Genomic DNA, 20,836 nt, shown 5'->3' with positions numbered 1-20,836 from the left:
TCTCCAGATCGTCTCACACCGACAAGCTGCCAGACCCTAGAAGCGAAGCCGCCCAGGACGCAATGGCGATCACCACCATGCCCAGCGCCAGCGCCCAGATGGTCGCCGTACAACCGCAGGAGATCAGCCCCAGCACCGAGATGCGACGCTCGCGCCAGCCGTCCAGCGCCTCGTTGGCAAACATCAGCGGCCCGGCGCAAGCCGTCGCGGCGAGCGAGCGCAGCATGTGCTTCGACGATACATAGGGCTGGACGAAGGCAAGCCTACGGCCGGCGATCAGCTCCATCGCCGATCCGGCGAGGCCGCAAGCCGTCAGCCCAGCCATAAAACTGAATATGATTTGTTCGACCGGGCCCATCTTTACCCTCCGTTTACCATGAAATCGCAAAGTCGCCTGCAAAAGCTGCGAAGCAAGAGCCGTGCCGGGCCGAGATGTGCCGCTCAGGCACACCCGATGGACGTTAAACGAGGGTCGCGATGAAGCAGGCAGCCGCCACAGAGGGCCCGCAACTCAGCGTCGTCGATTCGACGCTGATGAAGCGAGTGTTTTATGCGTTCGCGACGCTGGCGCTGCTTTCGGTGGCGATCAGCCTTGGCGGCAAATGGTTCGGCCGCTCGATCGCCATGGCCGGGTACACCGACGGCACCACGGTCCACAAGGTCGTCATCGGCAACAACGTCATCGCCGTGCCGGCCAATGTCATCCGCTTTGCCCAGGCCCGGCGCGACGGCATCGCCTCGCGGCTCGACCTCTATCTGCGCTATCCCGAGATGGACGGCTACAGCGAGGCTGCCCGCAACGACTTCAATCACACCGGACCCAGCAAGGACATCGTCTTCCTGTCGTTCGAGCCGCAGATGATGTCGCGCGACATGAGCGGCCGCTTCGCGCCGATCTACAGCGCGCTGATCGCCAAGCCGGGTACGCCCGGCCCTGGCGGCACCACGCTTTACGCCTTCAGCGAAAAATCAGGCTATCTCAACGAAGTGCTGGCGGTGGCAAACCGCCCCGGCAAGGATCCGTTCGTCGCACGCTGCCTGAGCGGCCCGAGCGCGGACGAATCGCTGGCGCCCTGCGAACGCGACATCCTGGTCGGCGACAATCTCAGCCTCACCTACCGCTTCCCCCGGGAGTTCCTTGGCGACTGGCAGGGGCTCGACGCGGCGATTTCGGGCGAGGCGGCACGTGGGCTGAAGACCGGGCGGTAAGCAACGAAACGAGCCGCTCCGTAGCGATCCTTCGCGCCCCTCTCTGTCCTGCCGGACATCTCCCCCACGAGGGGGAGATCGGCCGTCATCTTGGCTTTCGCCAATCTCCAATGTTGCAGGAAGAGTGCAGCGCCGAGGCTGCCAATCTCCCCCCTCGTGGGGGAGATGGCCGGCAGGCCAGAGGAGGGCGCTGTCCCGCCGGCGTCCTGCAAGGTTCCGTACCGCCGCAGCGCTTGAGGCGTAGCGGCCAGCTAAAACCCCAGCTCAGGCCAGATCGATGTCGAGGATCGCCATCGAGAAATTATAATCGCCGTCGTCCTCGTCCTTGAAGACGATGCCGAGGAACTCGTCGCCGACATAGACCTCGGCCGAATCTTCCTTGCGCGGCCGCGCCTTCACTTCGAGTTTGGGGTTCTGGAAGGTGCGCTTGAAATAGGCGTCCAGCTTTCTGATTTCGTCCGGCTTCAACAGTCTTCTCCGATCGTCGCTTGCTAAAGTGCGTCGCGTCTGAAGAGATCGACGCGACGCGCTTTAAATCTTGCTTCATGCATGTCGTAATCCCAAAACCGCTGGGCACCTTCGGGTCAAGCCCGAGGGCATGCTTTTGGCGACATGCATTGGTGAGCGCGCTTCTGGCACGTCGACAATGGCCATGTAAAGGCAAGCCGGCATGGGGGGCAGGAATTCAGCCCCTGCCCGAGCACTCAGATGTCGAAGCTGACGACGTGGTCCATCGTCTGCGATGGCAACAGCTGGTCCATCTGCCGCGAAGGCTGGTCGCAGCCGGTCTCGCCGACGACGCGGGCCGGCACGCCGGCAACCGTCTTGTTGTGCGGTACCGGCGACAGCACCACCGAGCCGGCCGCGATCTTCGAGCAATGGCCGATCTCGATGTTGCCGAGGATCTTGGCGCCGGCGCCGATCAGCACGCCGTAGCGGATCTTGGGATGGCGGTCGCCGCCGGCCTTGCCGGTGCCGCCCAGCGTCACGCCGTGCAGGATCGACACGTCGTCCTCGATCACCGCCGTCTGGCCGACGACGAGGCCGGTGGCGTGGTCGAGGAAGATGCCCTTGCCGATGCGGGCGGCCGGATTGATGTCGGTCTGGAACACCGAGGACGACCGGCTCTGCAAATACAGCGCGAAATCCTGGCGGCCCTGGTTCCACAGCCAATGCGCCAGCCGGTGCGTCTGGATGGCATGAAAACCCTTGAAGTAGAGCACCGGCATGATGAAGCGGTCGCAGGCCGGATCGCGATCGTAATAGGCCTGGATGTCGACGCGCACCGTCGTCGACCAGTCCTTGTCGTCGGTCGCCATCGCTTTGAATGTCTGGCGGATGAGGTCGGAGCCGATGTCCTGATGGGCGAGGCGCTCGGCCAGCCGGTGAATGACCGCTTCTTCCAGGTTTTCCTGATTGAGGATGGTCGAATAGAGGAACGCCGCCAGCAGCGGATCGCGGTTGACCGCTTCCATCGCTTCGTCGCGGATCGAACGCCAGATCGGATCTACCGGCTGCACCCTGGTCGGACGGGAAATCGTAACGCTGTTCATCTGATGTCTCCGGCCATCCAATGTCTCGGCCATCCAATGTCTCGGTTGGCGGCTTGCCTATTCTCCGGCCGCACCTATAAGCCAGATCATAGCACGGGTGAACTCAATTTTCCTTAGTGCTTCGTCAAATGGATTTGGTTGGCGGAATTTCAAGCAGCCATGGAAAACGCAACCTTGATGGACGAGACCCTGAAGCGCGAGCTTTCCGCGCTGTATGAGGCCGAAGATCGCCACTACCACGACCTTGGCCATATCGAGGCGATGCTAGCGCTAGCCAACGATTACAAGGCATTGCTGCATGATCCTGAAGCAGTCGAAGCGGCGATCTGGTTTCACGACGCGATCTACGACAGCCGCGCCAAGGACAATGAGGCGAGGAGTGCCGCACTTGCCGAGACAAAGCTCGCCGGCCGCGCCGATGCACAACGCCTCGGCCACATCGCGGCGATGATCACTGCCACCGCCGGCCACGAATTGCCGCCCCTTGGCGACCAGCATTCGGTTCGCGACGCGGCGCTGTTCCTCGACATGGACCTGGCGATCCTGGGTGCTGCGCCCGAGGCGTTCGACGCTTATGAACAGGCGGTCCGCCGCGAATATAAGTGGGTCGATGAGCCGATGTGGCGGGCCGGCCGTGCCGCAGTGCTAGAGGGCTTCCTCGCGCGTCCGCATATCTTCCACAGCGAGGAATTCCGCCGGCGCTTCGAAACCCAGGCCCGGCATAACATGGCGCGCTCGCTCAGGGCGTTGGGGCACAGCCCGCGCCGATCGTAGCCCGACGCGTCGGCCACTTGCGTCCGGAAGATTTGCCCGAAATCACGTAAACGCGCCTATGGTCGATGCCATTGCCCACAGCATGAACACCCCGGCGGCAAGCGACGCGCCGTTGACCACGATGCCAGCCAGGCCGAGCAAACGATTGTCGTTTGGACGACCCAGCGCCATCAGCCCGAAGACCGCGCCGGTAAGATGCGCCAATGGCCCGACCAGGAAAAATACCGCCATGAAGAAGCCTGTCACACTGTGCTGGATAAGCACGGACGCGTCGCTCGGCATTGCCATCAACGCGGTGATCGCTATCGCGCCTGCCACCAATGCAGCCAGCCCTAGAACAACCGACCATTCGCCGAACCTGCTTTTCGCAACGACGCCCAGCAAAGCGGCGTCGCTTCTTCCCCATTGTGCCATCGTACCCTCTGCCCCTCGTTCAGCGCGTGGCGGGTTTGAACCGATCCACGCGTCACGCTTAGTTACTTCCGTATCGTTGCAAAACCGCTAAGAACCCCAGCTTCAGGCCCAATGGCCGCTTTTGGGGAGCCATCCATCAAAACCGATGCTCGGCATAAAACTCCAGCACGCGCTGCTTGAAGGTCTTGTCGCCGACCGCCAGCATATGGTCGCGGCCTTCGATGTGAAAAGCCCTGGCGTTGGGCATCAAAGCGGCGAGTTCATCCGGCGAGCCGCCGATGTCGTCCTTGGTTCCCACCGCAATCAAGGTCGGCTGGGCAATGCGGGCAATGTCGGCCTCGCTCAGCAATTCGCGCGAGGTGGCGATGCAGGCGGCGAGCGCGCGGCGATCGCTGCGGGTCTGATCGGCGAAGGCGCGGAACGAGCGGCCGCGCGGATCGCTGGTGCCTGCCGGATCGTCGGCCAGAAGGGCGTCGGCTATCGGATCCCAGTCGCCGACGCCGTCGACCATGCCGATGCCGAGACCGCCGAAGACCAGCGTCGCCACCTTCTCCGGGTCGGAGAGCGCCAGGAAGGCCGATATGCGCGCGCCCATCGAATAACCCATGACATGAGCGCGTTCGATGCCGAGATGGTTCAAAAGCGCTGCCGCGTCCGACGCCATTTTTGCCGGCGTGTAGTCGGCTTCGTCATAGCTCTTCGACGACGACCCATGGCCGCGATTGTCGAAGGCGATGGCACGGTAGCCGGCGTCGTTCAGCGTCTTGAACCAGCCGGGCGACACCCAGTTGACGTAATGGCTCGAGGCAAAGCCGTGGATCATCAGCACCGGATCGCCCTGCCCCGATGCCGGCTGGCGGTCAAGGAAAGCAAGGTCGAAACCGTCATGGGAGAAGAACTGCATCGGCCGAAGATCCTGCCCGCTCAGTCGGAATCGACACTCGGCGCATCGCCCTTGTCGGGCGGCGGCATGGCCGGCCCCGGCGCCGTGCCGATGGCGGGATGGCGCAGCAGGTCGCCGTCCTTAATGCCCTTTTTGGCGGCGGTGCCTGCCTTGAGCTCGAGCACAAAGCGCACAGGTTCGTCCGGCGAGATGATCGCCTCCGACTGCGGCTCGCCTTGCTCGATCGCCCGGATCCGGCCGTCCTGGCCGACGAAGATCAGGTCGAGCGGCATCGGCGTGTTCTTCATCCAGAAACTCACATCCTGCGGCGCGCCGAACACGAACAGCATGCCGTGATTGTCGGCCATGTGGCGGCGGAACATCAGGCCGGCTTCGCGCTCGGCGGGCGTATCGGCGATTTCGACGGAAAAAGAACGCTCGCCGGCCTTCGTCACCGCGACCAGCGGCGCCGGATCGACGGGAAGGATCATCGCCTTGCCGTCGGCGGAACTCGGTTGCTGAAAATAGAAGAACGCACTTGCGGCGACGATGAGGAAAATCCCGGCGCAGAGCGCGCCCGCCGTCACCCGGTTCCTGTGAGCCATATGAAATCCTCGGCCGGAACTAATGCGAGACCGGCAAGGTACCCATATCGGGGTGAATTTCGGCAGCCATAAGGCCTTTGTCGCCGCGTCCGAAGCGGACCAGCACCACCTGGCCCGGCCGGAGTTCGGTGATGCCGTAGCGGCGCAGCGTCTCCATGTGGACGAAAATGTCCTCGGTGCCCTCGCCCCGGGTCAGAAAGCCGAACCCCTTGGTGCGGTTGAACCATTTGACCAGCGCCCGTTCGAGGCCGCTTTCCGGCGTCACCGCGACATGGGTGCGCTGCTCCTGCATCTCCGCCGGATGCACCGCCGTGGTGACATCCATCGAGAGCACGCGGAAAGCCTGCAGCCCGCGCTCGCCCTGCTTGACTAGGCAGACGACGCGGGCGCCTTCCAGGGCGGTCTGAAAACCGTCCTTTCGAAGGCATGTCACATGGAGGAGGATGTCGCCCGAAGTACCATCATCGGGAAGGATGAAACCGTAGCCCTTGGCCACATCGAACCATTTGATGGCGCCGGCGATTTCGACGAGATCGGCCGTATCGGCGCTCTCATCCCGCTTCAACGCATCGTTACCGGCCCCGTCCCGCCCCATGAAAGAGGCCTTTTCCCCCATAAGAACGCCCCCTTTTTTCAACAAACACCGCAACTGATTCTTGGTATCAGATTAACACCGCGGCTTCCGGTGTGTGCAAGACCTGACGTGCCTTTTTTCACGGTTCCATACAGGAATAGCGGATTTGCCGTTTGCCGGCGCCGGCAAACGTGGCCAATTGCCCTTTGGCCGGGCCGCCCCTATGTTGCGCCGCAACGCAACATAAGGAGGAAATCATGCGCTATCTGCACACCATGGTCCGCGTCGCCGACATCGATGCTTCGCTCGATTTCTACTGCAACAAGCTTGGCCTCAAGGAAGTGCGCCGCCATGAAAACGAGCAGGGCCGCTACACGCTGATCTTCCTCGCCGCCCCCGAAGACGAGCAAAGCGGCATCAGCGAGAAAGCGCCGCTGGTCGAGCTGACCTACAATTGGGACCCGGAAGACTACAAGGGCGGCCGCAATTTCGGCCATCTCGCCTATGAGGTCGACGATATCTACGCCACCTGTCAGCGGCTGATGGACAATGGCGTTACCATCAACCGGCCGCCGCGCGACGGCAACATGGCGTTCGTCAAATCGCCGGACGGCATCTCGATCGAGCTGTTGCAGAAAGGTCCGGCCAAGCCGACGGCCGAGCCGTGGGCGTCGATGCCGAACACCGGCAGCTGGTAACCGATCACGCCATGTTGAACGAACGCAGGCGGCCCTGGTTCGGTTTTCGCGTCCGTATTCCCAAGGAGAATTCATTCATGCCGACCAGCCATGTCGACGTCGCCACCGAACATGCCAGCCGCTATCTGCAGCAGCTGTGCAAACATTGGGCGCACAAGTTTCCCGTCGAATTCGACCCGAACCACGGCACCATCGATCTGACGCTCGGCCGCACGGTTCTCGATGCCGACCCGGCTGCGCTGCACATTGCAGTGACGACCGATGAAGCCGGCTCGCTCGAGCGCCTGGAAACGGTCGTCGCCGAGCACATCAAGCGCTTCGCCTTCCGTGAAGACCTGGCATTCGACTGGAAACGCGCTCCGGCCGCGTAGACGACCTGTCAACCGCCGGCCTGGGCCATGTCCAGCAGCATCAGCACGGTGCGCCAATTGCGCGCCGTGCCCGGCACCTTCAGAACGCGCGGAATGAGATTGGCAAACACCGATTTGCCGAGCCCGTCAGGCGCATGCAGGTAGAGCACGTCGCCCTTGATCTCGAAGCGTTCTGGCCCGGTGCATTTTTCCGCCAGCCGGGCGACCTCCTCGGCGGTCGGCCGGCGCTCCAGCGCATAGGCATGCAGCTTGGTCGGCTCGCCGGCCACTTCCGGATAGGGATTGTCCGCCGCCAGCCGCTCGAGCCAGCCGAGATCGCGCACCATGATGCGTGAATGGAACCCCCATTTCTTCTCGAATTCCGCTTCCAACCGCTTGGTCAGCGTCGCCGCATCGCCATCTGGCGACCGGAACACGGCGTTGCCGCTCTGCACATAGGTGGCGACATCGGAGAAGCCGAGATGCTCGAAAAATGACCTGAGTTCCGCCATCTTGACGATGCGGTTGCCGCCGACGTTGATGCCGGAAAACAGCGCGATAAAAACGTTCGCCGGAGCGTTCGGAAGATCGTTGCTGCTCATATGATGAACCCGGCGAGCGTCTCGTTGTCTGTGATGTCCTGGTAATGGACGCTCTCGGCGTCGAAATTCGCCTTGAGCAGGTCGAAATTGCGGCGGTCCTTGGTTTCGATGCCGATCAGCACCGAACCGAAATTGCGCGCCGATTTCTTCAAATATTCGAAGCGGGCGATGTCGTCGTCGGGACCCAGCAATTCGAGGAAATCGCGCAGCGCGCCGGGCCGTTGCGGAAAGCGGATGATGAAGTATTTCTTCAAGCCCTCGAAGCGCAGCGCCCGTTCCTTCACATCCGGCAGCCGCTCGAAATCGAAATTGCCGCCCGACACCACGGCAACGATGGTCTTGCCCCTGATTTCCTTCCTGGAAAAATCTTTGAGCGCATCGATCGCCAGCGCGCCGGCCGGCTCGAGCACGACGCCTTCGACATTGAGCATTTCGATCATGGTCGCGCAGAGCCGGTTTTCCGGGATCAGCCGCACGGTGTCGGCGGCAAACTCCCTGAGGTGGCGCAGCGGCTCGCGGCCGATCTCGGCCACCGCTGCGCCGTCGACGAAATTGTCGACCTTGGCGAGCTTGACCCGCTTTCCGGTGGCGAGGCTCTCGCTCAGGCTCGGGGCACCGGCCGGCTCGCAAAAGACGAAACGTGTTTCTCGCTGCTGGTCGGCGAAATAATGGGTGACGCCGGCGGCCAGGCCGCCGCCGCCGACCGGCAGCATGACGATATCAGCCATGCGCGCACCGGGCATCTGGCTTGATATTTCGTAGGCGACGGTCGCCTGCCCTTCGATGATGTCCTTATGGTCGAACGGCGGCACCATGTGGGCGCCGGCAGTTTCGGTGAATTCGAGTGCGGCGCGGTAGCAGTCGTCGAAAAAATCGCCGACCAGCCTGATCTCGACGAAGACGCCGCCGAACAGCCGCGTCTTGTCGATCTTCTGCTGCGGCGTGGTCACCGGCATGAAGACGACGCCCTTCTTGCCGAAATGGTGGCAGACGAAGGCAAAGCCCTGCGCGTGATTGCCGGCCGAAGCGCAGACGAACAGCTCGGCAGCGTTGCCGGCGGCGAGCATCTTGCGGAAGAAGTTGAAGGCGCCGCGGATCTTGTAGGAGCGCACCGGCGTCAGGTCCTCGCGCTTCAGCAGCACCCGCGCGCCGGTCTTCTTCGACAGATAGTCGTTTTCCTGCAGCGGCGTTTCGGGAAAGATCTCGCGGATCGCGGCAGCGGCGGCAGCGACGCGAGAGGAGAAACTAGTCATGGCAAGAGCACTCCACAGGCTACGCGAGTTCGGTCCCGCTATTGCATATCCGGCCTCGTGAAGCCATTGTCCGGCCGCCCCGAAGGGGCATTTCCGGAATCAACGTAAGCATTTGGGGGCGTTTGCTCATGCCTGTCGCATCGGTTGCCCGGAAAACCGTGTCGCTGCCGGAATTCGGCGAGCCGACGGTGATGCCGCTGGTTACGCGCGCCACCTATGAGGTCCGCATCGCGGCACTGGTCGCGCGCGGCGGGTTCGATGCCTTCGTCGTCTATGGCGACCGCGAACATGCGGCCAATGTCGCCTATCTCTGCGGCTACGATCCGCGCTTCGAGGAGACGCTGCTGGTCATCGTTCCCGGCAAGCCGCCGAAACTGCTGGTCGGCAACGAGGGCTGGGGCTATGCCGAGATCTGCGATGGGCCGTACGAGCGCGTGCTCTACCAAACGTTTTCGCTGCCGGCGCAGCCGCGCGACCGCTCGCAGGCGCTTTCCGACATCCTTGCCGATTGCGGCCTGAAGCCCGGCCAGCGTATCGGCGCCATCGGCTGGAAACCGCTCGGCCCCGGCGATGCGGGTTTTGGCGAAACGACGCTCGACCTGCCGTCCTTCATCGCCGACACGTTGCGCAGCCTTGCCGGCGACAGGGGCACGGTCGTCAACGCGGCGAACCTTTTGATGAACCCCGCCGACGGTCTGCGCGCCATCAATGAGGCCGACCAACTGGCGGCGTTCGAATTCGCCGCGACCTATTCCTCGCAAGGCCTGCGCAATGTCCTGCAAGGCATCGAACCCGGCATGACCGAATTGCAGGCGGCGCGGCTGATGGGCATCAACGGGCTGCCGCAATGCTGTCACCCGATGCTGTCGGCCGGCAAGCGTGCGGCCTATGGCCTGCCGAGCCCGCGCCTCGACATCATCAAGCGCGGCGACCCGATCACCATGGCCTATGGCATCCAGGGCTCGCTCAATGCCCGCGCCGGTTTTCTGGTCGAGGACGCGGCCGAGCTTCCGAGGGGCATCCAGGACTATGTCGAGAAGCTGGTCGCGCCCTATTTCTGCGCCGTCGTCGACTGGTACGAGACGGTCGGCATCGGCGTTCCCGGCGGCGCGTTGTGGCAAGCGGTGCACGACCGCATCGGCGATCGGTTCTTCGGCGTAGCGCTCAACCCCGGCCATCTCATCCATATCGACGAATGGATGCATTCGCCGGTATTTTCCGGCTCCGACATCAGATTGAAGTCGGGCATGGCCTTGCAGGTCGACATCATCCCGGCGACCGGCACCGACTATTTCACCACCAACATCGAGGACGGCATCGCGCTGGCCGACGAGGCGCTGCGCGAAGAGATCGCCGCGCGCTATCCCGAAGCCTGGCGCCGCATCGAGGCGCGCCGCGCCTTCATGACCGACGTGCTCGGCATAAGGCTGAAGCCGGAAGTGCTGCCGTTTTCCAACATTCCGGCGTTCCTGCCGCCGTTCTGGCTTTCGCGCAACAGTGCGATGGCAGTCGCGAGGCGCTGAGCGCATTTCGGCGCCTGCGACTTACTTCCGCCGCACTTGGCCTGTCCGGGAGGTGCGGCGGAGGTGGATGGGCCTTTGGTCAGGCCGGAGTGGAATTGCTTAAGTGCCCTTGAAGACGATTTGCATCATTCTCATTGCCGCGCTGCTCGCCGGCTGCGGCGGGCGCCAAACCGAGGAACTGCTCGGCAGCGCCATGATGGCGGTGCCGGTGACGGAAATCGCCGGCAACCACTCGATCTTCATCGCAACCACGCGCAAGCGCTCCGACGATCCCGACAAGGTCTTCGACGGCGAGCGCTCGGCGACGCTGAACTATGCCCGCGTCAACGTCACCGTCCCCGGTATCCACAAGACAGGCCAGATCGAGCGGCGCTCGCGCGGCAAGTCGGACGATCCGGCCAAATACTTCATGGCTTCCGAGGTCGTCGGATACGACACCCAGCCGAAATTCTCCAGCGCGCTCAGCGCCGACATCGCGGCGCGCGGCGGCCGCGTCATGGTCTTCGTCCACGGCTACAACACCGGCTTCGACGACGCGGTCTACCGCGTCACCCAGATCACCCATGATTCCGGCTATCCGGGCACGCCGGTGCTGTTTTCCTGGGCGTCGGGCGCCAAGACCACCGATTATGTCTACGACAAGGAAAGCGCCAGCGTTGCCCGCGACCAGCTGGAAGTGACGCTGAGAATGCTGGCGCAGACCGGCGCGCGGCGCATCGACATCGTTGCCCATTCGCTGGGAACCTGGGTCACCATGGAGGCGCTGCGCCAGCTCGCCATCACCGGCGACCGCGATCTCGGCGGCAAGCTCGGCGACGTCGTGCTGGCCTCGCCCGACATCGACGTCGACGTGTTCAAGAGCCAGATGCGCCGCTACGGCAAGCCGGACAAGCCGTTCATCCTGCTGCTCTCCGACGACGACCGGGCGCTGCGGCTCTCCGGCCTGATAGCCGGCGCGCGGCCGCGCGTTGGCGACTACAAGGACGCCGCCGACCTCGCCAGCTATGGCGTGTCGGTCGTCGATCTCTCCAGCGTCAAGGGAGCCGACCGCTTCAACCACACCAAATTCGCGGACAATCCGGAATTGGTGCAGTTGATCGGCCAGAAGCTGCGCGAGGATGACGGGTTTGCCAGCGACCGCGAGGTGACCGACCGGATCGCCTCGGTCGGACAATAGCTGCATTGCGCGGCAGTGATTGTTGACCATTGCCGCACCATCGGAACAGTTTGAACTGGACCGTGCCGGGCTCTGCCTCTATCGAATAGGCCAAGACGTCTCCGGCTCGACGTCGCCTTTGCGGGAGCCCGCGTGACCGTGCCTTCGAAGATCTTTCTCGTCGTTGCGTTCGCGCTCGCGCTGGCAGGCTGCGCCGGCCAGAACACGCACGATCTGCTCAACAAGACGACAATCACCGTGCCTGCTTCCGACATTGCCGCGACGCACAAGATCTTCGTCGCCACAACCCGGCAAAAGGCAATGAAAGAGCCCCGGCAGGTGTTCGACGGCGACCGTTCGCCGACCACCAGCTTTGCCAGCGTCGAGGTGACGGTGCCCAAAATTCACCAGCTCGGCGCCATCGAGCGGGTCAAGGGCTCGGCCAACAGCGATCCGGCGAAGGATTTCACGGCGACCGGCGTCACCTTCTACGAAGGCGCGCCGCAATTCGCCAAGGCGGTCGGCGCCGATATCGCGATGCGCGGCGACCGCGCGCTGGTTTTCGTGCACGGCTTCAACAACGGCTTCGACGACGGTATCTACCGGCTGACGCAGATCGCGCATGACACGAAATATCCGGGCACGCCGGTGCTGTTTTCGTGGGCGTCGAGCGGCAAGACGACCGGCTACATCTACGACAAGGAAAGCGCCAATGCGGCGCGCGACGATCTCGAAGCGACGCTGCGCATGCTCGCCAAGAGCCGCGCCAAGAGCATCGACATCATTGCCCATTCGATGGGGACCTGGGTGACCATGGAAGCATTGCGCCAGCTTGCCATCACCGGCGACCGCGACCTCGGCGGCAAGCTCGGCTACGTCATCCTGGCCTCACCCGACATCGACGTCGACGTGTTCAAGAAGCAGATGATCCGCTACGGCAAGCCCGACAAGCCGTTCGCCGTGCTGCTTTCGGGCGACGACCGGGCGCTCAGGCTGTCGACCCTGATCTCCGGCGACAAGCCACGCGTCGGCGACTATGGCGACGCGGCCGACCTCGCCAGCTATGGCGTCTCGGTGGTCGACCTGACCAAGACCAAGGGCGGCGACCGGCTGAACCACGCCAAATTCGCCGACAACCCGTTCCTGGTGCAGCTGCTCGGCGACCGCCTGCGCGCCCCGGCGGGCCTCGCCTCCGAAGAGACCGCGCCGGCCCAGCTCGACAATCTCGGCCAGGGCCTCGGCAAGGCCGTCGGCTCGGTCGCCGAAATCGTCATCACCACGCCGTTCAAAGTGCTGACCATCGCCACCGGCGGGTGAGCAGACCTCTGCTGCCAATCGGCAACGTTGGTGGTTGGCCGCGAGTCAATAAAAACGCCCTGTAGCGATCCTTCGCGCCCCCCTCTGTCCTGCCGGACATCTCCCCCTCTAGTGGGGAGATTGGCCGCCACTTTCGGCTTTCGCCAATCTCCAACTCTGACGAACAACGCGCTGTCGACGAAACTGCCAATCTCCCCCCTTGAGGGGGAGATGTCCGGCAGGACAGAGGGGGGCGCTGTCCCTCCAGGGTTCAGTGATTCTTCAAACGAACAAATCAACCTTCTGGAAAGTCGTCACGTCGATCAGGCCGACGTCGGAAATCCTGAGCTCGGGGATGACGACCAGCGCCAGCAGCGAGTGCTGCATGTAGGCGTTGTTGAGCGAGCAGCCCATCTGGCGCATGGCGTCGCTGAGTTGGTCCGCCTTGGCGGCGACGATTTCGGCGCGCTCGTCCGACATCAGCCCGGCGATCGGCATCTCGACCAGCGCCAGCTCCTTGCCCTTGGAGAACAGCACGACGCCGCCGCCGACCTCGCCCAGCCGGTTCACGGCCAGAGCCATATCCTGCTTGTTGGTGCCGACGACGATGATGTGGTGGGCATCATGCGCCACGCTCGAGGCCATGGCGCAGTCGCCGATATAGCCGAAGCCGGAGACGAAGGCGTTGGTGACGCCGCCGGTGCCCTTGTGACGCTCGATCAGCGCGATCTGGCAGATATCGTTGCGGCGGTCCATGGCGACCAGCCCGTCCTCGACGGCAAGATCGGCCTCCAGCGCCCGCGTCGGCGCCTGGTTTTCGATGACGCCGATGACGCGCACCCGCACCTCGTTGGCGCCCATGGGTGCCGCGATGTCGAAGTCGCCGGCCTTGAGCTTCCTGCCGAGCTTGACGGTGTTCTTCGCCGTCTTCGGATAGTTGTAGGCCGGAATGTCAATTTCGAGCTTGCCGCCCTTGGCCAGCCTGACGCCGCGGCCATAGACCTCGTCGATGGTCATTTCGGCCAGGTCGGAGATGATCAGCAGATCGGCGAGCCGTCCCGGCGCGATCGAGCCGATCTCGCGCTCCAGCCGGAAATGCTGGGCGGTGTTGAGCGTCGCCATCTGGATCGCCGTCACCGGCGTCAGCCCTTGGCTGATGGCGTGGCGCACGACCCGGTCCATATGGCCTTCGTGCACCAGCGTACCGGAATGGCTGTCGTCGGTGCACAGGATGAAGTTGCGCGGGTCGAGGCCGCTCTCGGTCACCGCCTTGATCTGCGAGGCCACGTCGTACCAGGCCGAGCCCAGCCGCAGCATCGCCTTCATGCCCTGGCGGACGCGCGCGATGGCGTCCTCGGCGCGCGTGCCTTCGTGGTCATCCTCCGGGCCGCCGGCGACGTAGCCGTGAAACGGCAGGCCGAGATCGCGCGAGGCATAATGCCCGCCGACGGTCTTGCCGGCCCTCACCGTCGCCGCGATCTCGCCCGACATCACCGGATCATTGGCGGCGACGCCCGGAAAATTCATCACCTCGCCGAGCCCGATGATGTTCTCCCAGGTCATCGCCTCGGCAACGTCGGCGACGGTCAGCTCGGCGCCGGCATGCTCGAGCCCCGGGGCGGAGGGCACGCAGGACGGCATCTGCACGAGCACGTTGACCGGCATGGCGACGGCCTCGTCATGCATCAGCCGCACGCCCGGCAGGCCGAGCACGTTGGCGATCTCATGCGGATCGATGAACATCGAAGTTGTGCCATGCGGGATCACCGCGCGGCAGAATTCCGTCACCGTCACCATGCCGCTCTCGACATGCATATGCGCGTCGCAAAGCCCCGGCACCAGATAGCGGCCGCCGGCATCGACCACCTTGGTCCCCTGGCCGATGGCATGGCCGGCGTTCGGCCCGCAATAGGCAAAGCGGCCGCCGGCAATGGCGATGTCGGTGCCGGCGATGATCTCGCCCGAATGGACGTTGACCCAGCGCCCGTTGCGGATGACGAGATCGGCGGGTTTGCGGCCCATAGCGACATCGACCAGATGCGTCGCCATCTCGGCCCAGGGTTTTGGTTTCGTCGCATTGGCGGTCTTCGGCATCAACAGGCTCCTCTTTGCCCGACTGTGCCAAGCCGCGAGGATTTTGACCAGCGAGGAAGTAAGCGCGGACGGCGAAGTTGCAGATCTCCCCCCTTGAGGGGGAGATGTCGCCGAAGGCGACAGAGGGGGTCGGGACGTCCTGACGCGAACCTTTACCGCGAACAAAACAGGCTGGCGCTCGATGCGCGACGACCCCCTCTGGCCTGCCGGCCATCTCCCCCTCAAGGAGGGAGATCGATGCGCCATGGCTTTCGCCAATCGTCAAGGGCATTTTGTGCCGGCCACAGCAACTTTGTTCTTGCTTTGTGCCGGCAGCTATGCTACTAATTTGGGTATGGTGCCAATTGGCTCCAACGACCCGTCCTCCCGAGACGGGTTTTTTGTTATTGCGCCATTCATGGCAAATGGCCCAGGCGGAATACGATTCCGTTGCGGCCAATCAGCTTTCGTCTCGTTAGAGGATCCTTCCGAATCGACGGTCGCGGAGTTTGACGCACTCCATCGTTCGAGCCTTCGGCCGGTTCACTCAATTCGATCCCGAACTGTCACTTTTTGCTTGGGTCGTCCGCCGGGTTGACGTAGGTGATCTTGAATGGCCCCTCGCCATGAACCTGGATAATCGTTTCGCTTGTCGTCCAGGCGAAGTGATTCATTCCGGCCGGCGCGACGCCGAAGCCGCCAGCAGTCAGTTCGACACCTTTCGCCTCGTCGAGCTTATCGCCCATTCCAATATGGAAGTTGCCGGAAAGCACCGTTACGTATTCCGTGGTGGGATGGTTATGTGCGGCAATTTTGTAGCCGGCGGGTGTCTTCAACCGCAGCACATAGGCGCCGTCCTTTGAGGGATCTCCAGCGACAACAGCCATTTCCGCGCCAGCGGGAATGACAGCTGGAGCAGGACCCCATTTGATGTCTTTGGCGTTCATCGGCATCTCATCGGCAAACAGAGGCGCCGTCCCAACAAGCAGCAGTGCCAGGGCAGAGGCAAGCTTGAGCATGACAATCTCCCAGTGTTTGTAGAGGACGGCGTCGAGTATCGGAGCGCCGATCCACTTGCCACTTCGAGCCTACCAGGGCAGAGCGCCCGAACGCATCCTGCGAACGGGGGACGCGCATTCGCGGTAGCCGCGGAAGCTGCCGCTAAAAACATTTCCCAGGTGAAACGATTTTGTTTGCACCACTGTAGGTGATCGGCCTCGCTAGCTTCCGGTGCCAGATTTGTCGACGGCAGAAGACGGCTTGACGGCCTTTGGCTGGCGGCTGAAAAGGGCTGGCCTGCGGACGTGGCGGAATTGGTAGACGCAAGGGACTTAAAATCCCTCGATCTCTGATCGTACGGGTTCGATTCCCGTCGTCCGCACCAGAGTTGAAAACGTTTAGAAAATTTGACAGCGCTCCGATAAAGGTTGAAGCGTCTTGGAAAGGTCGCTGGCGGGCTGGGCGAAAGTACCTACTGATTCATATGGCGGCTCAAATGAAGATAGATTTGCAATGATTTATCTGTTTTCGGGATTGACCGGTGCAAAGTTGTGCGCCTTGCTTCCTTGGGCTCGCACACTGATACGAATCGGCGACGCAGTGAGCATAGATTGAAATGACCAAGCTCCCAGTTGCGCTCGAGAGAGACCCAATCGCCAATGCGGTTTTTGAGATTAGGTTCTCATCGGACGTGACGGGAATTTCTGACATTCTGCCCGGACTGATGTTTACGAAACTTCGCGGACGCTACGACAGGGTGGTGACGCTACCGGCAGGAGAAATGCCAGCCGCCCTTCGAGCGCAGTTGCCAAACATCGAATACCAAGGCCTGAAAAGCCTTGTTGGCAAACGTTCGAACATCAATTTCGCCGAGCGCTCTTTGGTTATCGAGTTGGTGCACCCATATTGGGGCTGGAAAGCCTTTAAAGAATTGATATGTGAGATCCTCAGTACCGTTCGAGACACTGGATTGGTCTCAACGGTCGATCGTTGTTCCCTCCGCTACGTCAATATTCTGGAAGGCACAGGAAGCAATTCAGTTATGGACGTACTCAATGTGTCGGGCTCGGTCGGGAATTTTAAAATAAAAGAGGACGGTTTCCACTTGCGTGTGGAAACTATATTGGACGATGGTGCACTTGCAATCATACAGGTAGCGAATTCAGCCCTCATCGAAATCAAAGACAGCGTTTCAGACACCAAATTAAGCGGCATTTTGTTGGATGTTGATTGCATTTTGACGAGTTCTCTCGAAGATTTTTGGCGGGATTTTTCAGATATCATCGACATGGTTCATGCCGATGAGAAAAAGGTATTTTTTGGGATGCTGAACGACAGAACCTTAAAGGCATTCGGACCAAAGTGGGAATAGCTCGATGATGTTTGCGACGACAATGCCTGTGCAAACCAGCTCAACTATGACGTCGCAGGGGGCTCTGGCGTTGCTTGCAGCGCTAGCTCAATGCGCCACGCCTCTATCTTCTGCGCATGCTCAAGTTGCGCCGCGTCAAATCCTCGTCACGTACGAGAGGAGCGATTCCAGTTATGCGCCCAGAATGACCGTACGCGCCGCTGTTGAAGCTGATGAACTTCTTGCCTCCGATTTGAATTCCTTTTTCCGGAAGTTGGCCTCCGCACAGACGGATGTTGAGGAGGAGTTTTTGCCTGCCTTGTACGATAGACGATCCGATTTTTACACACTGCTTTAGATGTCCAACGTCTCATCGACTGCAGGTCTCTTGCCGGAAGAACTGGCAAAGGTGTTTCCACGTTATCTGACGGATGGAAGCAAGGAGGAGCTTCGCAGGCGAATCCAATCCTATCCAGACAATCACAATTTCTATTCGACTACCTGGGAGGGGCCCGCCGGGCCGATTCAAGGCGATGGATGGAACGGCTTTGTAAAGTTAGATTTTAGCACCGCAGAGCGATACCCCGTGGCGGGAATCGTAATTTCAAATAGCTGCGACATCGACGAGGACAACAAATCCCTACGAATGCGGAATATTGTGTTCGCCCCAATAGTTCCTCTTAGCAAGTATGCTGACCATCTGCGCTCGTTGGGAACACTCTCAAACGAAAAGGTTTCGAACCACCTACAGGCGATAAAAAGCCAACAGAAAACGGAGCTATTTTATCTGCCCGCTTCTAGGCGGACGCCCGAGGCGATCGTACAGTTCGATGACGTGGCCACACAGCCACTAGGCTCGTTCGCTGAGGCTCCCCAAAAGGAGCGCCTTTTCAGGCTCAACAATTATGGTTTTTACATTCTACTGATGAAATTCTCTATACATTTCACTCGCTTCGGCGAAGCGCTCGATCGAGCGGAATAGCTGCCTGTTCTGCGCTCCGGCATGGCCGCGAGCCCGCCTTTCCGGCGCTCATGTTTGCCGCGCTTGCTCGCGGCGTCTAGGTTCCAGCACGGATCAAGGCCCGATCGGGTTCAGCTTCAGGTGCTGGATCAAAATAATCGTCTTGGCGTCGATGATGCGACCGTCGTGGATGCCGGCCAGCGCCTCGTCGAGCGGCATTTCCAGAACTTCGATGTCCTCGCCTTCGTCGTGGGCGCCGCCGCCGTCGGAAATGCGGTCGGCGGGCGAATAGCGGGCGACGAAGAACCAGAGCCGCTCGGTCACGCTGCCGGGGCTCATATAGGGCGAAAACAGCCGCTGCACGTCCTTCAGACGGTAGCCGAGTTCCTCCTCGGCCTCCTTTCGGATGCAGGTTTCGGGATCGTCTTCGTCGAGCAGGCCGGCGCAGGCCTCGATCAGCGGCTCCTTGTGGCCGGTGACGTAGGCCGGGTAGCGGAACTGCCGCACCAGAAGCACCGTCGAACGCTCGGGATCGAAAGGCAGGATCACCGCGCCGTCGCCGCGATCGTAGGTCTGGCGGGTGTGCGTTTCCCATTTGCCGTCGCGCCGGCGGTAGTCGAAGACGGTCTTTTTCAAAACCGCCCACTCGTCGGAAAGGACTTCCTCAGAGCGGATGCGAATGCGATCTTCCATGGTGGACTCCCTGCTGCCGCGGCAAGGCGTAGCCGCGAACGGCGGTTCGTGCAATCGGGCCACCAATTGGTCCAGAGCGCCGGTTCACCGTCTCGTGTCTGGCGCTGGCACAATCGGCTGCATAAATAGCGGCAACCCTTTCCGGAGTTTTTTATGACCTCATCGCTTTTCCAGCCGATCACCCTCGACGGCCTGACCTTCCCCAACCGCATCGCGGTCGCGCCTATGTGCCAGTATTCGGCCGAGGACGGCTCGGCCAGCGATTGGCATCTCTATCACTGGATGAACCTGGCGATGTCCGGCGCCGGCATGGTTACCGTCGAGATGACCGATGTCGAACGGCGCGGCCGCATCTCGCATGGCTGTCTCGGCCTCTATTCCGAGGACAACGAGGCGGCGGCGCGACGCACGCTGGATGCAGCCAAGCGTGTCGCCGCACCGGGCACGAAATTCGGCACGCAGCTTGCCCATGCCGGCCGCAAGGCCTCGAACCGCAAACCCTGGGAGGGCGGCGGCCCGCTGCATGCCGATCAGGATCCGTGGCCGATCGTGTCGGCCTCGGCCATCGCCTACGACACCGGCTGGCAGGTGCCGCGGGCGCTGGAGGACGACGAGATACTGCAAATCATCGAACGCTTCGCCGAAGCAGCCCGGCGGGCCGAGCGCGCCGGCTTCGACTTCATCGAGCTGCATGCCGCGCACGGCTATCTGATCTTCCAGTTCCTGTCGCCGCTCTCCAACCGGCGCACCGACCGCTGGGGCGGCTCGCTGGAAAACCGCATGCGTTTCGCCGTCGAGATCGCCAAGGCGGTGAAGAAGGCGGTGCCCAGGCTGATGCTGGGCGCGCGTCTGTCGATCAAGGAATGGGTCGATGGCGGCTTCGAGGTCGAGGATGCGATCGAAGTGGCAAAAGCGCTGAAGGAAGCCGGCGTCGCCTATCTCTGCTGCTCGAGCGGCGGCAATTCACCGTTGCAGAAGCTGCCCTCCGGGCCCGGCTACCAGGTTCATCTGGCCGAAGCGGTGCGCAAGGCCGTCGGCATCCCGACGCGGGCCGTCGGTCTGATCGACGATCCGAAACAGGCCGAGGCGATCGTCGCCGACGGCCGCGCCGACATGGTGGCGCTGGCGCGCGCTTTCCTTGCCGATCCGCGCTGGGGCTGGCGCGCCGCGGCCACCTTCGGCGAAAAAATCCACCCGGCGCCGCAGCTGGCCCGCTCGGTGACGACGATGCAGCATTGGATGAAAGCGGCGAACTGATGACGGCGGCTCCTCGTCTCACCGGAAGGCGCGGGTAGTGTCTCAGTTTGAAATTTGACGGGCTGCTATTAGGCATCGGCCGACTGTCGCGCCACGCGCCGAACTCCTATATGCTTACCGGAAAGGATGGAGTGATTGAGCGGTGGTCCGATGCCTTGTCAGAATTGAAAACGAAGCAACGATGTGGACGTTCGCATCAATGCCTGTAGTAGGTGACCGGGTACACATGCCATCAGGCGATAGTCTGGCCATGTATGCGGTGACCGAGATAACGCATGTCCCGCAGCCGGCCACAGCAAGCGCGGAGAAAGTGCCGCTAGTGTTTGTCACTCTGGAAGGTGCAGGGGAGTAACAACAAAAAGAGTGCGGCCTGATAGATAGAGCAAGCCGGCGTTCGCCCGAATGGTAAGGCCATCGCAAACCATGTCTTTAGAGAGACTGCGGGTTCGACTCCCGTCGCCGGTAGGCCGCCTTCCAGAAGCGGCCTTTTTCATGTGAGAATTTTCAAACTGAGACACTTCTCTATTCGGCGTGTTGAGGTCAATCACTATCGAGCTTTTGCGTGTCTCCGGCGTTTTGACGTCTTTCGCAGGGCCTTGCTTCTCTTCGGGA

The 20,836-nt window shown here is 62.0% G+C and carries 23 protein-coding genes and 2 tRNA genes; 13 read left to right on the top strand and 12 right to left on the bottom strand.

Annotation, left to right across the window (positions count from 1 at the left end):
• Positions 1 to 13: 13 nt before the first annotated feature.
• A complete protein-coding gene (locus NKI18_RS19755) occupies positions 14 to 358 on the bottom strand; it encodes a DUF6949 family protein (RefSeq protein ID WP_352620837.1) in 345 nt (114 codons plus the stop codon).
• 119 nt (positions 359 to 477) lie between these two features.
• On the opposite strand from NKI18_RS19755, the gene NKI18_RS19750 reads away from it, so the two are divergent.
• Positions 478 to 1,209, top strand: a complete 732-nt coding sequence (locus NKI18_RS19750; RefSeq protein ID WP_352620835.1) for a hypothetical protein — start codon at positions 478 to 480, stop codon at positions 1,207 to 1,209.
• A 264-nt stretch (positions 1,210 to 1,473) separates the two neighbouring features.
• Here NKI18_RS19750 and NKI18_RS19745 read toward each other — a convergent pair whose 3' ends face one another.
• The gene (locus NKI18_RS19745) at positions 1,474 to 1,677 is read right to left on the bottom strand and encodes a DUF3126 family protein (RefSeq protein WP_023674799.1); all 204 of its coding nucleotides are present in this window, start codon (positions 1,675 to 1,677) and stop codon (positions 1,474 to 1,476) included.
• A 236-nt stretch (positions 1,678 to 1,913) separates the two neighbouring features.
• On the bottom strand, positions 1,914 to 2,762 hold the full coding sequence (gene cysE / locus NKI18_RS19740) for a serine O-acetyltransferase (protein ID WP_352620833.1): 849 nt from the start codon (positions 2,760 to 2,762) through the stop codon (positions 1,914 to 1,916).
• A 159-nt stretch (positions 2,763 to 2,921) separates the two neighbouring features.
• Here cysE and NKI18_RS19735 point away from each other — a divergent pair, with 159 nt between their 5' ends.
• The gene (locus NKI18_RS19735) at positions 2,922 to 3,536 is read left to right on the top strand and encodes an HD domain-containing protein (RefSeq protein WP_352620831.1); all 615 of its coding nucleotides are present in this window, start codon (positions 2,922 to 2,924) and stop codon (positions 3,534 to 3,536) included.
• A gap of 42 nt (positions 3,537 to 3,578) precedes the next feature.
• On the opposite strand, the gene NKI18_RS19730 is transcribed toward NKI18_RS19735, so the two are convergent.
• The 4 genes from NKI18_RS19730 to NKI18_RS19715 all read right to left on the bottom strand — a co-directional run bounded on the left by NKI18_RS19730 (position 3,579) and on the right by NKI18_RS19715 (position 6,054).
• Complete coding sequence (locus NKI18_RS19730; protein WP_352620829.1) at positions 3,579 to 3,950, bottom strand: hypothetical protein; 372 nt, start codon at positions 3,948 to 3,950, stop codon at positions 3,579 to 3,581.
• A 136-nt stretch (positions 3,951 to 4,086) separates the two neighbouring features.
• Positions 4,087 to 4,854, bottom strand: coding sequence for an alpha/beta fold hydrolase (locus NKI18_RS19725; RefSeq protein ID WP_352620828.1), 768 nt, complete (start codon positions 4,852 to 4,854; stop codon positions 4,087 to 4,089).
• Positions 4,855 to 4,874: 20 nt separating this feature from the next.
• Positions 4,875 to 5,438: a DUF192 domain-containing protein gene (locus NKI18_RS19720; protein ID WP_352620826.1), complete on the bottom strand. Its 564-nt coding sequence runs from the start codon at positions 5,436 to 5,438 to the stop codon at positions 4,875 to 4,877.
• A gap of 19 nt (positions 5,439 to 5,457) precedes the next feature.
• Positions 5,458 to 6,054, bottom strand: a complete 597-nt coding sequence (locus NKI18_RS19715; RefSeq protein ID WP_502893739.1) for a cold-shock protein — start codon at positions 6,052 to 6,054, stop codon at positions 5,458 to 5,460.
• A 215-nt stretch (positions 6,055 to 6,269) separates the two neighbouring features.
• On the opposite strand from NKI18_RS19715, the gene gloA reads away from it, so the two are divergent.
• Both gloA and NKI18_RS19705 read left to right on the top strand, forming a co-directional pair.
• Positions 6,270 to 6,710: a lactoylglutathione lyase gene (gene gloA, locus NKI18_RS19710; RefSeq protein WP_352620623.1), complete on the top strand. Its 441-nt coding sequence runs from the start codon at positions 6,270 to 6,272 to the stop codon at positions 6,708 to 6,710.
• Positions 6,711 to 6,787: 77 nt separating this feature from the next.
• The gene (locus NKI18_RS19705; protein ID WP_352620625.1) at positions 6,788 to 7,081 is read left to right on the top strand and encodes a DUF2218 domain-containing protein; all 294 of its coding nucleotides are present in this window, start codon (positions 6,788 to 6,790) and stop codon (positions 7,079 to 7,081) included.
• An 8-nt stretch (positions 7,082 to 7,089) separates the two neighbouring features.
• Here NKI18_RS19705 and NKI18_RS19700 read toward each other — a convergent pair whose 3' ends face one another.
• Positions 7,090 to 7,662 carry a DUF1697 domain-containing protein gene (locus NKI18_RS19700; RefSeq protein WP_352620626.1) on the bottom strand — a complete coding sequence of 191 codons (573 nt, stop codon included), beginning with the start codon at positions 7,660 to 7,662 and terminating at the stop codon, positions 7,090 to 7,092.
• Positions 7,659 to 8,915 (bottom strand): threonine ammonia-lyase IlvA, encoded by a 1,257-nt coding sequence (gene ilvA, locus NKI18_RS19695; protein ID WP_352620628.1) that lies wholly within the window; start codon positions 8,913 to 8,915, stop codon positions 7,659 to 7,661. Before ilvA ends, NKI18_RS19700 begins: the two co-directional genes overlap by 4 nt.
• A gap of 128 nt (positions 8,916 to 9,043) precedes the next feature.
• On the opposite strand from ilvA, the gene NKI18_RS19690 reads away from it, so the two are divergent.
• The 3 genes from NKI18_RS19690 (at position 9,044) to NKI18_RS19680 (ending at position 12,911) form a co-directional block, all read left to right on the top strand.
• Positions 9,044 to 10,438, top strand: coding sequence for a hypothetical protein (locus tag NKI18_RS19690; protein WP_352620630.1), 1,395 nt, complete (start codon positions 9,044 to 9,046; stop codon positions 10,436 to 10,438).
• A gap of 103 nt (positions 10,439 to 10,541) precedes the next feature.
• Entirely contained in the window at positions 10,542 to 11,615 is a 1,074-nt protein-coding gene (locus NKI18_RS19685; RefSeq protein ID WP_352458455.1) for an alpha/beta hydrolase, read from the top strand.
• A gap of 132 nt (positions 11,616 to 11,747) precedes the next feature.
• The gene (locus NKI18_RS19680) at positions 11,748 to 12,911 is read left to right on the top strand and encodes an alpha/beta hydrolase (protein WP_352620632.1); all 1,164 of its coding nucleotides are present in this window, start codon (positions 11,748 to 11,750) and stop codon (positions 12,909 to 12,911) included.
• 261 nt (positions 12,912 to 13,172) lie between these two features.
• Here the strand turns inward: NKI18_RS19680 and ade are convergent, their stop codons facing one another.
• Entirely contained in the window at positions 13,173 to 14,984 is a 1,812-nt protein-coding gene (gene ade, locus NKI18_RS19675) for an adenine deaminase (RefSeq protein WP_352620634.1), read from the bottom strand.
• Positions 14,985 to 15,529: 545 nt separating this feature from the next.
• The gene (locus NKI18_RS19670; RefSeq protein ID WP_352620635.1) at positions 15,530 to 15,982 is read right to left on the bottom strand and encodes a cupin domain-containing protein; all 453 of its coding nucleotides are present in this window, start codon (positions 15,980 to 15,982) and stop codon (positions 15,530 to 15,532) included.
• Positions 15,983 to 16,261: 279 nt separating this feature from the next.
• Between NKI18_RS19670 and NKI18_RS19665 the strand changes: the two genes are divergently transcribed.
• The 4 genes from NKI18_RS19665 (at position 16,262) to NKI18_RS19650 (ending at position 18,295) form a co-directional block, all read left to right on the top strand.
• Positions 16,262 to 16,347 (top strand) — tRNA-Leu (locus NKI18_RS19665).
• 231 nt (positions 16,348 to 16,578) lie between these two features.
• Complete coding sequence (locus tag NKI18_RS19660) at positions 16,579 to 17,334, top strand: TIGR04255 family protein (RefSeq protein ID WP_352620637.1); 756 nt, start codon at positions 16,579 to 16,581, stop codon at positions 17,332 to 17,334.
• Positions 17,335 to 17,338: 4 nt separating this feature from the next.
• Complete coding sequence (locus NKI18_RS19655) at positions 17,339 to 17,671, top strand: hypothetical protein (protein WP_352620639.1); 333 nt, start codon at positions 17,339 to 17,341, stop codon at positions 17,669 to 17,671.
• A gap of 30 nt (positions 17,672 to 17,701) precedes the next feature.
• Complete coding sequence (locus NKI18_RS19650) at positions 17,702 to 18,295, top strand: hypothetical protein (protein WP_352620641.1); 594 nt, start codon at positions 17,702 to 17,704, stop codon at positions 18,293 to 18,295.
• Positions 18,296 to 18,388: 93 nt separating this feature from the next.
• On the opposite strand, the gene NKI18_RS19645 is transcribed toward NKI18_RS19650, so the two are convergent.
• Positions 18,389 to 18,967 (bottom strand): NUDIX domain-containing protein, encoded by a 579-nt coding sequence (locus tag NKI18_RS19645; protein ID WP_352620643.1) that lies wholly within the window; start codon positions 18,965 to 18,967, stop codon positions 18,389 to 18,391.
• A 153-nt stretch (positions 18,968 to 19,120) separates the two neighbouring features.
• Between NKI18_RS19645 and NKI18_RS19640 the strand changes: the two genes are divergently transcribed.
• A complete protein-coding gene (locus NKI18_RS19640; RefSeq protein ID WP_352501621.1) occupies positions 19,121 to 20,224 on the top strand; it encodes an NADH:flavin oxidoreductase/NADH oxidase in 1,104 nt (367 codons plus the stop codon).
• 386 nt (positions 20,225 to 20,610) lie between these two features.
• Positions 20,611 to 20,689, top strand: a tRNA-OTHER gene (locus NKI18_RS19635).
• Positions 20,690 to 20,836 lie beyond the last annotated feature (147 nt).

Origin of the sequence: Mesorhizobium sp. M0800, from assembly GCF_040320095.1 — a bacterium.
In the GTDB taxonomy this organism is placed as follows: Bacteria; Pseudomonadota; Alphaproteobacteria; order Rhizobiales; family Rhizobiaceae; genus Mesorhizobium.
Note: the sequence above shows the minus strand (reverse complement) of the source record. Positions and strands in the feature narration are given on the sequence as shown.